Source organism: Dietzia sp. IBK-p2-16D, from assembly GCF_057773085.1.
In genome coordinates this window covers 122691-135178 of sequence record NZ_JBYMTL010000001.1, presented here as the reverse complement: position 1 = coordinate 135178, position 12488 = coordinate 122691, and the positions used below count along the sequence as shown (strand labels likewise).

General features: G+C 69.2%; 11 protein-coding genes. 9 read left to right on the top strand and 2 right to left on the bottom strand.

Features of this window, described 5'->3' with window-relative positions; all coding sequences use genetic code 11:
• Window positions 1-25: 25 nt before the first annotated feature.
• The 5 genes from metH (at window position 26) to hisG (ending at window position 6190) form a co-directional block, all read left to right on the top strand.
• Window positions 26-3586, top strand: a complete 3561-nt coding sequence (metH, locus tag AC3DE3_RS00675; protein ID WP_488368650.1) for a methionine synthase — start codon at window positions 26-28, stop codon at window positions 3584-3586.
• 124 nt (window positions 3587-3710) lie between these two features.
• A complete protein-coding gene (locus AC3DE3_RS00670; RefSeq protein ID WP_488368649.1) occupies window positions 3711-4235 on the top strand; it encodes a hypothetical protein in 525 nt (174 codons plus the stop codon).
• Between the two features lie 77 nt (window positions 4236-4312).
• Window positions 4313-5029, top strand: a complete 717-nt coding sequence (locus AC3DE3_RS00665; protein ID WP_488368648.1) for an HAD family hydrolase — start codon at window positions 4313-4315, stop codon at window positions 5027-5029.
• Window positions 5026-5289 carry a phosphoribosyl-ATP diphosphatase gene (locus tag AC3DE3_RS00660; protein ID WP_260487505.1) on the top strand — a complete coding sequence of 88 codons (264 nt, stop codon included), beginning with the start codon at window positions 5026-5028 and terminating at the stop codon, window positions 5287-5289. Before AC3DE3_RS00665 ends, AC3DE3_RS00660 begins: the two co-directional genes overlap by 4 nt.
• Before the next feature lie 49 nt (window positions 5290-5338).
• Window positions 5339-6190 (top strand): ATP phosphoribosyltransferase, encoded by an 852-nt coding sequence (gene hisG / locus AC3DE3_RS00655; protein WP_154830715.1) that lies wholly within the window; start codon window positions 5339-5341, stop codon window positions 6188-6190.
• Window positions 6191-6292: 102 nt separating this feature from the next.
• On the opposite strand, the gene AC3DE3_RS00650 is transcribed toward hisG, so the two are convergent.
• Window positions 6293-7060, bottom strand: a complete 768-nt coding sequence (locus AC3DE3_RS00650) for a thioesterase family protein (RefSeq protein ID WP_488368647.1) — start codon at window positions 7058-7060, stop codon at window positions 6293-6295.
• On the bottom strand, window positions 7060-7971 hold the full coding sequence (locus AC3DE3_RS00645; protein ID WP_488368646.1) for a RecB family exonuclease: 912 nt from the start codon (window positions 7969-7971) through the stop codon (window positions 7060-7062). The genes AC3DE3_RS00650 and AC3DE3_RS00645 overlap by 1 nt, the downstream gene beginning before the upstream one ends.
• A gap of 59 nt (window positions 7972-8030) precedes the next feature.
• Here AC3DE3_RS00645 and AC3DE3_RS00640 point away from each other — a divergent pair, with 59 nt between their 5' ends.
• The 4 genes from AC3DE3_RS00640 to AC3DE3_RS00625 all read left to right on the top strand — a co-directional run bounded on the left by AC3DE3_RS00640 (window position 8031) and on the right by AC3DE3_RS00625 (window position 12484).
• A complete protein-coding gene (locus AC3DE3_RS00640; protein WP_069390069.1) occupies window positions 8031-8870 on the top strand; it encodes a tRNA (adenine-N1)-methyltransferase in 840 nt (279 codons plus the stop codon).
• 249 nt (window positions 8871-9119) lie between these two features.
• Entirely contained in the window at window positions 9120-10748 is a 1629-nt protein-coding gene (gene arc / locus AC3DE3_RS00635; RefSeq protein WP_488369083.1) for a proteasome ATPase, read from the top strand.
• The gene (dop, locus tag AC3DE3_RS00630; RefSeq protein ID WP_260487501.1) at window positions 10745-12262 is read left to right on the top strand and encodes a depupylase/deamidase Dop; all 1518 of its coding nucleotides are present in this window, start codon (window positions 10745-10747) and stop codon (window positions 12260-12262) included. The genes arc and dop overlap by 4 nt, the downstream gene beginning before the upstream one ends.
• A gap of 45 nt (window positions 12263-12307) precedes the next feature.
• Window positions 12308-12484 carry a ubiquitin-like protein Pup gene (locus AC3DE3_RS00625; RefSeq protein ID WP_260487500.1) on the top strand — a complete coding sequence of 59 codons (177 nt, stop codon included), beginning with the start codon at window positions 12308-12310 and terminating at the stop codon, window positions 12482-12484.
• The last annotated feature ends 4 nt before the right edge of the window (window positions 12485-12488 follow it).

Sequence of the window (12488 nt, the reverse complement as noted above, 5' to 3'; positions counted from 1 at the left end):
TGTACGTCACCCATACACTGGGCCCATGTCTGTCGATTTCGATTCGCCCTTATTGGATGCCGCCCGTCGGCGAGTACTGATCGGTGACGGGGCGATGGGCACGATGCTGCAGGCCGTCGACCTGGATGTGGATGCGGACTTCCTGGGCCTGGAGGGATGTAACGAGATCCTCAACGCCACCCGTCCGGACGTGGTGGAGGACATCCACCGGGCGTTTTTCACCGCCGGCGCCGACCTGGTCGAGACCAACACCTTCGGGTGCAACCTGTCCAACCTGGGGGACTACGACATCGTCGACCGGATCGGCGAGCTCGCCGAGAAGGGTGCGGCGATCGCCCGCAAGGTCGCGGACGAGATGGGTCCGTCCGAGGACGGGACCCCCCGGATGGTGCTGGGCTCCCTCGGGCCGGGCACCAAGCTGCCCTCACTTGGGCAGACCACCTTCGATGAGATGCGGGACGCCTACGCCCGGGCCGCCGAGGGACTGGCCCGCGGGGGCGCCGATGCGTACCTCATCGAGACGAGCCAGGACCTGCTCCAGGTGAAGGCCGCGGTGCTGGGGTGTCAGGACGGGATGGCCGCCGCCGGACGTCGGCTGCCGATCATCTCCCACGTCACGATCGAGACCACCGGCACGATGCTCCTCGGGTCCGACATAGGCGCGGCCCTCACCGCGCTGGAGCCGCTGGGGATCGACATGATCGGCCTCAACTGCGCTACGGGCCCGGCCGAGATGATCGAACACCTCCGGTACCTGTCCCGGCACGCCGGGATCCCGGTGTCCGTCATGCCCAACGCGGGTCTGCCGGAGCTCGGGGAGCACGGCGCCGTCTACCCGCTGGGCGCGGAGGCGTTCGCGCCGCAGGTCGCCGACTTCGTCTCCGAGTTCGGGCTGTCGATGGTCGGTGGTTGCTGCGGAACCACCCCCGAGCACATCACCCGCCTCCGGGAAGAGGTCCTGGGCCGCGAGAAGGCCGAGCGTCAGGTGGAGCCCGTCAACGCGGTCGCCTCGCTGTACACCTCGACCCCGCTGCGCGCCGACGCCGGGATCCTCATGATCGGTGAGCGCACCAACGCCAACGGTTCCAAGCGGTTCCGCGAGGCCATGCTCGCCGGTGACTGGGACACCTGCATGGACATCGCCAAGGAACAGATGCGCGACGGTGCACAGATGGTCGACCTGTGTGTCGACTACGTCGGCCGGGACGGCTCGGACGACATGAGGGAGCTGGCCGGACGGCTGGCCACCTCCTCGACCCTGCCGATCATGCTGGACTCGACCGAGCCCGGCGTCATCGAGGCCGGCCTGGAGAAGCTGGGGGGCCGCTGCGCGGTCAACTCGGTGAACTACGAGGACGGAGACGGGCCGGAGTCCCGCTTCCAGCGGATCATGCAGCTCGTCTCCCGGCACGGTGCCGCCGTCGTCGGGCTCACCATCGACGAGGAGGGCCAGGCGCGCACCGCTGACCGCAAGGTCGAGATCGCCGAGCGGCTCATCGCCGACCTCACCGGCAACTGGGGGGTGGCGGAGGACGACATCATCATCGACTGTCTGACCTTCCCCATCTCGACCGGTCAGGAGGAGGTCCGCAAGGACGGCATCGAGACGATCGAGGCCATCCGTCGGCTCACCGGCTCGCACCCGAGGATCCACACCACGCTGGGGTTGTCGAACATCTCGTTCGGCCTCAACCCGGCCGCCCGCCAGGTGCTCAACTCCGTGTTCCTGCACGAGTGCATCCAGGCGGGCCTGGACACCGCGATCGCGCACAGCTCCAAGATCCTGCCGATGAGCAAGATCGACGAGCGGCAACGTGAGGTCGCCCTGGACCTGGTGTACGACCGCCGCCGTGAGGGGTACGACCCGCTCCAGGTGTTCATGGAGCTGTTCGAGGGCGTCTCCGCGGCCGGGGCGAAGGATGCACGGGCGGCGGAGCTCGCCGCGATGCCGCTCATGGAGCGTCTGGCGGCGCGGATCGTCGACGGCGAGCGCAAGGGTCTCGAGGCCGACCTCGACGCCGCGATGGCCGAGATGCCCCCGCTGGAGATCATCAACACCCACCTGCTCGGTGGGATGAAGACCGTCGGTGAGCTCTTCGGTTCCGGCCAGATGCAGCTGCCGTTCGTGCTGCAGTCGGCGGAGACCATGAAGGCCGCTGTCGCGCATCTGGAACCCCACATGGAGGCCAGCGACGAGGACGGCAAGGGCCGCATCGTCCTGGCCACGGTCAAGGGCGACGTGCACGACATCGGCAAGAACCTCGTGGACATCATCCTGTCCAACAACGGGTACGACGTGGTCAACATCGGCATCAAGCAGCCGATCTCGGAGATCATCTCGGCGGCCCGGGAGCACAAGGCCGACGTGATCGGCATGTCCGGCCTGCTGGTGAAATCGACTGTGGTGATGAAGGACAACCTCGCCGAGCTCAACTCGGAGGGCATCGCCACCGAGTTCCCGGTCCTGCTCGGCGGGGCCGCGCTGACCCGGTCCTACGTCGAGGTCGACCTGGCGGGGATGTACCAGGGCGAGGTGTTCTACGCGCGGGACGCGTTCGAGGGCCTGCGGCTCATGGACGAGGTGATGACGTCCAAGCGGACCGGGGTCCCGATGTCGCAGTCGTCGGAGTCCGCGGCCAAGGCGGCGGAGCGTCGTGAACGCCGTGAGCGCAGCGAGCGGATCGCCGCCAAGCGCGCGGCCGAGGCCGAGCCCGTCGTGGTCCCCGAGCGGTCGGATGTCGCGGCTGACCAGCCGATCGCGACTCCTCCCTTCTGGGGGACCCGGATCGCCAAGGGGATCCCGGTGGCCGACTACGCCGGTCACCTGGACGAGCGTGCCCTGTACTTCGGTCAGTGGGGCCTGCGCGGCACCCGCAGCGGGGAGGGGCCGGACTACGAGGAACTCGTGGCCACCGAGGGTCGACCCCGCATGCGTGCGTGGATCGACCGTCTGACCACGGAGAACATCCTGTCCCACTCCGCCGTCGTGTACGGCTACTTCCCGGCCTACTCGGTCGGCGACGAGATCTGGATCCTCGCCGAGCCGCGCCCGGACGCCGAGGTGCTCCACAGGATCGCGTTCCCGCGCCAACAGCGTTCGCGCTTCCTGTCCATCCCCGACTTCGTGGCCTCCAAGGAGCGGTGCGAGGCCGAGGGAGTGGTGGACGTCCTGCCGTTCCAGTTGGTCACGATGGGCAAGCCCATCGCCGACTTCGCCAACGAGCTCTTCGCCGCCGACAACTACCGTGATTACCTCGAGGTGCACGGCCTGTCCGTCCAGCTCACCGAGGCCCTCGCCGAGTTCTGGCACCGGCGCGTCCGCGACGAACTCCGACTGCCAGAGGGCTCGGTCTCCGACGAGGACCCGGACAGCATCGAGGAGTACTTCAACCTCAAGTACCGGGGCGCCCGCTACAGCTTCGGCTACGGCGCCTGCCCGGACCTGGAGTCACGCAAGGTCGTCGTGGACCTGCTCGAGCCCGAGCGCATCGGCGTCGAACTCTCCGAAGAACTGCAGCTGCATCCCGAGCAGTCGACCGACGCGTTCGTGCTCTACCACCCGGAGGCGAAGTACTTCAACGTCTGATCGCCGCGGGCCGGGACCCCGGCCCGCGGCCGGCACCAGGCGATAACAGTCCTTGATACTGCGGGAGCTTTCTTCGACACAATGATGTGAGTACGATCACATCCAGTCCGGAGAAGGAGTCATCATGACCACCGTCCGTAGATCTGCCGCTCTCGCCTGTGCGGCGACCCTGCTCGCCGGGGGAGCGGCTGTGATCACCGCTCCGGCGGCCGTCGCCCAGGTGTGGCGTGAGTCGCCCGCGTGGGACGTGCGTCTGCCGTATCCACTCGGCGGCGAACACACCATCCGGTTCGGTGTCCTGAGCAGCTGCCTGCGGGGTGGCGACGACGCGTTCCACCAGTCCATCGCGGCGAACGCCCGGGACCTCGACCAGCCGATCGGATCCTTCGACTTCTCGGCCGCGATGTTCCCCTTCAACTCGGCGACGGTCTCGTGGCACAACATCGACACCGACGCCCGGGGGACGCAGACGGTCCAGTCGACCGGTCCGGAGGTGGGCGTTGGGGCCACGCACACCGGGCGCGGGTGGGTCGCGGTCACCATCACCGCCAGCAAGTCCGCACTCCCCACGTTCGCGCCGGGCTCGGTCGTACCGTTCGCGTCCTTCACCCATACCGAGCGGTTCATCGTTCCCCCACGGGACTGCTGACGCGAGACCGGGGGACGGATCCCCGGAGGGTCCCTCACGTCACCCCCGGTTCACCGGGCTCGGGTAAACAGGAGGCCGTGACCAGCATTTCCCCTGACCGTGCTCCGGCCGCCGTGTGTCTCGACATGGACGGCACCCTCGTCGACACCGAACGGTTGTGGGACATCGCCGTGTACGAACTCGCCGAGTACATGGGGCGCCCCCTCGACGAGACGACCCGCGAGCGGACCCTCGGCAACTCTCTCCACGGGTTCTTCGAGATCCTCGGCGAATACACGGGACGCCGGATCGAGGGCGAGGAGTTCGACCGCCTGGCCCACCGCCTCAACTCCCGTGTCACCGAGCTGATGCGTACCGATATGAGGTGGCGTCCGGGCGCCGAGGACCTCCTCGCCGACATCGCCTCGACGGGGACACGGGTCGCGTTGGTCACCAACACCACCGCCGATGTCGCGGTGGTGCCCCTGGAGTTCATCGACCGCTCCCGCTTCGACGTGGTCGTCACGGGCTGCATGGTCGCCGACGCCAAGCCCGCACCGGACCCGTACCTGCTGGCCTGTGCCCGCCTCGGGGTGGATCCCGGTGAGGCGGTGGCGGTGGAGGATTCCGTCACCGGTGCGACCGCTGCGGTCGCCGCCGGGTGCCGCGTGCTCTACATCCCGTCGACCGACGGGCAGCCCGACGTCCCCGGCGCGCACACCCACACGACGCTGGACGGGGTCGACACCGCCGCGCTCCACGCCCTCACCTCCGGCACACCCGCGCGTACGGCTGTGGGACAATCGAGCACGTGAAGACCTTCGACTCGCTGTTCACCGAGCTGTCCGAGCGCATCGTCGCGCGCCCCGAGGGGTCCGGCACCGTCGCCGCGTTCGACAAGGGTGTGCACCATCTGGGCAAGAAGGTCATCGAGGAGGCGGGTGAGGTCTGGATCGCCGCCGAGTACCAGTCCGACGAGGAACTGGCGGAGGAGATCTCCCAGCTCATGTACTGGACCCAGGTCATGATGCTCAAGCGCGGACTGAGCCTCGAGGACGTCTACCGACATCTCTAGTCCCCGCCTCCCGTCCACCCCCACGCTCACAGATCCCGGAGCCCCCGTCATGCTGCGCGTCGCACTGCCCAACAAGGGCGCACTGTCCGAGTCCGCTTCCGAGATGCTCGCCGAGGCGGGCTACCGGCGTCGCCACGAGGGGAGCAAGGATCTCACGCTGATCGACCCGGACAACGACGTCGAGTTCTTCTTCCTGCGCCCCAAGGACATCGCCGTCTACGTCGGATCCGGCCGCCTCGAGATGGGGATCACCGGCCGGGATCTGGCCGCCGACTCCATGGCCGAGGTCGACGAGCTCCTCGATCTGGGCTTCGGTCACTCCACGTTCCGTTATGCCGGTCCCGCAGGGGCGGGATGGTCCACGGATCGGCTCGCCGGCGCCCGGATCGCGACCTCGTACCCCAATATCGTCCGTCGGGACCTCCAGGAGCGGGGGATCGAGGCGGAGGTCATCCGCCTGGACGGCGCCGTGGAGATCTCCATCCAACTGGGAGTGGCGGACTGCATCGCCGACGTCGTGGGGTCCGGACGGACGCTCAAGGTCCACGGCCTCGAGGCGTTCGGCGACATCCTGTGCGACTCGTCCGGCGTCCTGATCTCCCGTTCGGACGCCGAGGTGTCCGCGGCCATGGCGCAGCTCAGGGCACGTCTACAGGGTGTGGTGTTCGCCCAGCAGTACATGATGCTCGACTACAACTGCCCCAAGGATCTCCTCGCCGACGTCTCCGCGATCACGCCGGGCATCGAGTCGCCCACGGTCTCGCCGATGGCCGACCCTGCGTGGATCGCGGTCCGGTCGATGGTTCCGCGCAAGCGGGTCAACTCGATCATGGACGAGCTCGCCGCGGCCGGGGCGAAGTCGGTCATCGCGACCGATATCCGTTCCTGCCGGATGGGCTGACAACCGAGAAAATCCGCTACTCCTTTTTCGGATCCGCTACCCGCACAGGGGTAGCGGATCCGAAGTCGCAATAGCGGATTCCAGCGCTCTGACCGGGCCCGATCAGACCCGCTCGACGAGCAGTGCCTGCAGGGTGTGACCGATCGCGCCGACCTCGTCGAAGAGCGTCCCGGAGGTCGCGCCCACCCCGTCGGGGCCGATCGAGGCCTGCGCCGACACGCCGATCCACTGACCGACGGGCCGGCGGTGCAGGTGCGTCACCACGTCGGTGTTGAGGAAACGCCACTGCTCGGGCTCGAGGACCGCCCCGACCCCGTTGGCGATGTCCGCGACGCACATCACGTGCTCGGCGGGGCTCGTCTCCTCGCCGGCCACCAGCGGCAGGGTGGGGCGGGCCCACACCGTCCCGTCCGAAGCGCCACGGATCTCGAGGGAGTCGATGTATCCGCTGGTCCAGCGGTTGAAGAACTCACTGTTGTGATCCGAGACCGGCAGCTTGCGGGGCTGCCGGGACGCCTGTTCGACATCGGCGGTGTCGCTGACGAGCATCCGCCACGCGCTCGCCCGGGCGACGATCCGTCCCTGCGCCTCGAGCTCGGACTCGAGCAGCTGGATCCGCCGACCCGGTCGGGTCACGCGCGCCCGCGTCCGCAGCTCGCCCAGTGGCACCGGACCCAGCAGATCGACCGCCACCCGTGCGATGCGCGTCTCGTCGGACGGGTCCAGCCGATCCATGGCCCGGGTGAGGATGGCGGACGGCGGGGCCCCGTGCTGCAGGTCGGGGCCCCACGCGCTCACGGTGTGTGGGGTTGCTCGGAAGACCTCCCAGCCGTCGTCGGTTCCCAGCGGCTCGAAGTAGGCCTCCGTCATCATGTTCTCCTCGGTTCTCCCTGACCTGACAGCAGAGTGTCCGTCCCGGCCGGCACCACACGCGTCCCGGGCCAGCCCGGGTACTCCGGCGGGGTACCGCCGAACGCCGGACACAACGCCTGATGATTGCACCAGTCGCAGAGGCGGGATGTCCGGGGGCGGAAGTCCCCGGTCTCACCCGCCCGCTCGATCTCCGACCACAACGAGTCGAGGGACGCCTCGGTCTCGCCGAGCGACGCGTGGTCCGGGGTGAAGGTGAGCCAGCTGCCGTTCTTGAGGTAGATGAGTTTGAGCTGGGCGGGCAGCACCCCGTGGACGCGGTGGTACATCAGGGCGTAGAAGCGCATCTGGAACATCGCCTGGTGCTGGTACCGCGGATTCGGGGGCTTGCCGGTCTTGTAGTCGACGACCCTGACCTCGCCGGTCGGCGCCACGTCGACCCGGTCGAGGTAGCCGTGGAGCGGGGTGCCCGACTGAGTGGCCGTGAGCAGGTACTGCTCGCAGGAGGCGGGGGAGAAGCGCTGCGGGTCCTCGACGCCGTAGAGGGCCGAGACCAGGCCCGCGACCTCGGCCTCGAACCCGGGGCGTTCGGCCACGGGTACCACATCGGCCCCGTCCTCAGCCGCGTAGAAGTGCTCGACGGCCGTGGGGACCAGATCCGCGGCGCGCTGCGGCGCGCGGTCGGACTGCTCGAGTCCGTACAGCTCCTCGAGCACCGAGTGGACGACCGTGCCGAGAACCTGCGCCCGGGTCTTGGGCTCGGGGAGGCGGTCGATGGTCCTCAGTCTGTACAGCAGCGGGCACTGGCGGAAGTCCGCCGCACGCGAGGCCGAGAGTGCGAGCGGCTTACGTTCCGGCAGGGGTACGTCGCCCGTCGCCGGGATGCCGCCGATTTCGAGGGGATCCGTCACACCTGGCAGGGTAGACAACCGGTCGGACAACCGGCCCTCATGTCCCCCCTGGAGGTCCCGTGCAGCGATCCGGTCCGTTCGTCGTGGGCGACCGCGTCCAACTCACCGACACCAAGGGACGCAAGTACACGGTCGTCCTTGTCGAGGGCGCCGAGTTCTTCACCCACCACGGCGCGGTCCGCCACGACGACCTCATCGGTGCGCCGGAGGGGTCGATCGTGACCTCGACCAAGGACTCCCACTACCTCGCGCTGCGGCCTCTGCTCACGGATTACGTGTTGTCCATGCCGCGGGGCGCCCAGGTGATCTACCCCAAGGACGCGGCGCAGATCGTGCACGAGGGCGACGTGTTCCCCGGCGCCCGCGTGCTGGAGGCCGGCGCCGGATCCGGCGCGCTGACCTGTTCGCTGCTCCGGGCCGTGGGCCCCGAGGGGCGTGTGTTCTCCTACGAGATCCGCGAGGACCACGCCGAGCACGCCGAGCGGAACGTCCGCACGTTCTACGGCGAGCATCCGGAGAACTGGGATCTGCGCGTCGCGGACCTGGCCGAGACCTCCGTGGAGGCACTCGGGGGCCAGGTCGACCGCGTGGTGCTGGACATGCTCGCGCCGTGGGAATGCCTGCCCACGGTGAGCGACGTGTTGGTCCCCGGCGGTGTGCTGGTCGCCTACGTGGCCACCACGACCCAGTTGTCGGACGTCGTGGAGGCCCTGCGGCGTCAGCAGTGCTGGACCGAGCCCCGGGCGTGGGAGTCGATCAACCGCGGCTGGCACGTGGTCGGTCTGGCCGTGCGTCCGGAGCACCGCATGCAGGGCCACACGGCGTTCCTCGTGACCGCACGGCGGCTCGCCGAGGGCGTGACCACCCTCAAGCCCAAACGACGCAGCGGCAAGGGCTGACCGCCCGGCCGCGAACCCTGCACCCCGATCACCTTCGCCCCGATCACCCTCGCCCGGATCGCCTGCGCCCGATCATCGGCGCCCCGGTCCGCGGAAACCCGCACCGGTGCGTGGCCGATAGGGTGGAGGCGACGACGACGAGGTGACTCGTCGACGACCGAGAGGGCAGGTGATCGCGTGACCGAGGGACGTTCCCCGGCCGGCCAGGGTCAGGACCGGGTCTCCGTCGACCGCGCCGAGCTCGCACGGCTGCGGAAGGCCGTGGACGAGGGGGCCCGCTCGGACCGCGAGAAGGCGATCAAGATCGACGCCCTCGGCGCGCGCAACGTCCGGCTCGCGGAACTGCTCAAGGACTCGCGCGACCAGCTCGAGGCCCTCAAGGGCGAGGTCGAACGTCTCGGTACCCCGCCCAGCACCTACGGCGTGGTCCTCGCCCGTCTCGCCGGCCCGGACTCCGTGGAGGTCATGGCCGCGGGTAGGCGGATGCGTCTCGCGATCGCCCCCGGGGTGGACGCCACCGAACTGACGGCGGGCACCACGGTGCGTCTCAACGAGTCCATGACCGTGCTGGAGGTCTCCGGCGAGCTCCCCGTCACCGGGGTCACCGCGGTGTTCCGTGACGTGCTCGCCGACGGCGTCCGCGCCCGCGTGGTGATGGGCAACGACGAGGAGCACATCGTCGTGCTCGCCACCGCGCTGCGGGGCGGGCGCACGGCCGAGCACCCGGCCCCGGTGCGCCCCGGGGACGCCGTGTTGGTCGATCCCAAGGCGGGCGTGGCCTACGAGGTCGTGCCGAAGGCCGAGGTCGACGAGCTCCTCCTGGAGGAGATCCCGATGGTCGAGTACTCCGACATCGGCGGTCTCGGCCCGCAGATCGAGCAGATCCGGGACGCGATCGAGCTGCCCTTCATCCACCACGACCTCTACCGCGAGTTCCACCTGGCCCCGCCCAAGGGCGTCCTGCTCTACGGTCCGCCCGGGTGCGGTAAGACCCTCATCGCCAAGGCCGTCGCGCACTCGCTGGCTCGCGCGTCGGCGGTCTCCCGCGGCGATGACGTGTCCGACGGTCGGTATCCGAACTCGTACTTCCTGTCCATCAAGGGGCCGGAACTGCTCAACAAGTACGTCGGCGAGACCGAGCGGCACATCCGCTCCATCTTCGAGCGGGCACGGGAGAAGGCGACCGAGGGCAACCCGGTCATCGTGTTCTTCGACGAGATGGACTCGATTTTCCGTACCCGCGGTTCCGGGGTGTCCTCGGACATGGAGACCACGATCGTGCCCCAGCTGCTGGCGGAGATCGACGGCGTGGAGGATCTGCGCAACGTCATCGTGATCGGCGCCTCCAACCGCGAGGACATGATCGACCCGGCCATCCTGCGTCCCGGTCGTCTCGACCTCAAGATCCGCATCGACCGGCCCGACCGTGACGCCGCATCCGACATCCTGGCCAAGTACATCACCCCCGACCTGCGATTCGACCCGGACGAGGTCGGCGCCGCGGACGTGCAGAGGCACGTGGCTGCCCTCATCGACCGGATCGTCGACAGGCTCTACACCCGCGACGCGTCCACCACGTACGTGCACCTCGTGTACGCCTCCGGGCGCAGGTCCTCGCTGTATCTTGCGGACCTCACCTCGGGTGCGATGCTGCGCAACGTCGTGGACCGCGCGAAGAAGCTGGCGATCAAGGACATCGTCCACGGCACCGGCCGGGGCCTGACCACCGACGATTTCCTCGATGCCGTCGACGCGGAGTTCGCCGAGAGCGCCGACCTGCCCAACACCTCCAACCCCCAGGAATGGGCTCGCCTGACCGGCGTGCGCGGTGAGCGGGTCGTCGACGTCTCCATCCCCACCAGGGGAGCGGACCAGTGACCCCGCCCGTTCAGAACGCGTCGGGTGAGGTCGTGCGCGGCCGGATCATCGGCACCGAGATCGAGTTCGGCATCGTCGCGGTGGGCCAGCCCCTGCTCAGCTCGGTGGTCAGCTCCACCCAGGTGATCAAGGCGTACACGGACCCCGGCGAGTCCGCCGGCGGCGCCGACGGGACCCGCTGGGACTACGACTCGGAGTCACCGCTCCGGGACGCCCGCGGCTTCGACCTCGGAGCGGCGCGGGCGTACGACCCGAGCGAGTTCGGGGTGACGAACCGGGTGCTGACCAACGGCGCACGGTTCTACGTCGACCACGCCCACCCCGAGTACTCCGCACCCGAGGTCGACTCGCCCCACGACGCGGTGGTCTGGGACAAGGCGGGGGAGCTGATCATGCACCGCGCCGGCGTCGAGTCCTCGGCCACCGAGGGCAACGCCGAGCTCAAGCTGTACAAGAACAACGTCGACGGCAAGGGTGCCTCGTACGGGGCGCACGAGAACTACCTGGTCCGCCGGGACGTCGACTTCGACGCCCTCACCCTGAGCCTGGCGCCACACCTGCTGTCCCGGCAGGTGTTCTGCGGCGCGGGCCGCGTGGGCATCGGACAGTCCGGGGAGAAGGCGGGATTCCAGCTCTCCCAGCGCGCCGACTACATCGAAGTGCTCACCGGGCTCGAGACCACCCTGCGCCGCGGCATCATCAACACCCGCGACGAGCCCCACGCGTCCGACGACACGTGGCGACGCCTGCACGTCATCATCGGCGACGCGACCATGTCCGAACTGGCGACCTACCTCAAGATCGGCACGACCTGTCTCGTGCTGGACGCGATCGAGGCGGGCGTGGACTTCTCCGACCTCCTGCCCGTCGACCCCGTCGAGGCGGTGCACGTCATCAGCCACGACACGACCCTGACCGCCACGGTGCCGCTGCCCGACGGCCGCGCCCAGACCGGCATCGGACTCCAGCGCGAGATCCTGGGCCGCGTCGCCGACCTCGTCGGAGACGGCGCCGGCCGCCCGGGCTGGGCCACCGAGGTCCTCGACGAGTGGCGGGACATCCTCGACGCCCTCGAGCAGGACCCCATGTCGTGCGCCGACCGCCTGGACTGGCCGGCCAAGCTGCGTCTGCTCGAGGGGTTCCGCGCGCGCGACGGGCTGGGCTGGGACCACGCCCGGCTCGCACTCATCGACGTCCAGTACCACGACATCGACCCGGAGCGCGGCCTCTACAACCGTCTCGTGGCGAAGGGTGCGATGCGTCGACTCACCACGGCCGACGAGGTCGAGGCGGCGGTCACGACCCCGCCCGCCGGAACGCGGGCCTGGGCGAGGGGACGCTTCCTCGCCGAACTCGGAGACCGCATCCACTCCGCCGGGTGGGACCTCGTCGTCGTCGTCGACTCCCGCGGCCACCAGCGCCACGTCGACCTCACCGACCCCTACACGGGGACCCGGGAGTTCTGCGAGGCCCACCCGGATTTCCTCAGCCCCGACGGGCCGTCACCGTGGTGACCGCGCGGGCCAACACCACCACCTCCCACCGCTAAGGAGCAGTCCATGTCCCAGATCCAGAAGAACGCCGGCGGCCCGGCCGACGGCGACGACGAGGCGGGCCAGGTCGTCAAGGCCGCCGACACCACCTCCGCCGACTCGCTGCTCGACGAGATCGACGACATCCTCGAGACCAACGCCGAGGAGTTCGTGAAGTCCTACGTCCAGAAGGGCGGGCAGTAGACCG